This is a genomic window from Bacillus sp. LR--39 (genome assembly GCF_053613335.1).
The window spans coordinates 1-885 of sequence record NZ_JBSIOT010000533.1 but is presented as its reverse complement, the minus strand read 5'-3'; the positions used below and the strand labels follow the sequence as shown (position 1 = coordinate 885).

Annotated in this window: 1 protein-coding gene; it reads left to right on the top strand. The window is 44.6% G+C overall.

The window, feature by feature from the left end:
- Positions 1-106 precede the first annotated feature (106 nt).
- Positions 107-885: RNA polymerase factor sigma-54 (locus ACWHAR_RS24690; RefSeq protein ID WP_452088133.1), on the top strand; the 779-nt coding region annotated here is incomplete at its 3' end.

Here is an 885-nt window from a genome sequence, read left to right as displayed (position 1 = left end):
AATAAGGGACGGAAAAAAGTTCAGACATTTCTTTGGCAGCTCCTTTTTCATAAATGTATACGGTGTGATCTCAATCATGTACAATGAAGAAAGGGGAGTGAGCATGATGGATATGAAACTTCAGCAAGTACAAGTATTAAAGCCTCAACTGACACAGGAGCTCAGGCAGGCCATCACACTGCTTGGCTATCATTCGGCAGAACTCGCCGAGTACATTGATGAGCTCTCACTGGAAAACCCTCTTATTGAACGAAAGGAAACAGACACACCGCCACTATCTTACCATAAAACAAACAAAAACAGGATGAATGCACAGGAAGCGGGCCTTCAATTAAGTGATCCGCAAAAAACATTGCAGGATGCGTTAAAACAGCAGTCACTCGATATGAATCTGACAAACACTGAAAAAAAGATTTTTAATTATCTGATTCATTCGCTTGATTCAAACGGGTACTTGGAAGAAGATGTGGAGGAGGCAGCACGGCGCCTATCTGTATCGGCCAAGGAAGCGGAGGCTGTTTTGGCAAAACTCCAGTCATTAGAACCGGCTGGAATCGGTGCGAGATCTTTGCAGGAATGCATCCTTCTTCAATTACAGCGGCTGCCGAACAGAAATGAACAAGCGGAAATGCTGATTTCAGCTCATTTTGATGCTTTTGCGCAAAAAAAATGGAAAGCGCTTTCAGTAGAGGCGGGAATTCCGCTTCATACCATTCAAGATATCTCAGATGATATCGCGGCTCTTCATCCTAGACCTGGCCTTCTGTTTGCCCGGCCAGAGCAAGATGTGTATATTGAGCCTGATATTTTTATCACCGTAAAAAACGGGCACATTGCAGCGGAACTGAATACCCGCTCGTTTCCCGAGATCGATCTGCATCCGCA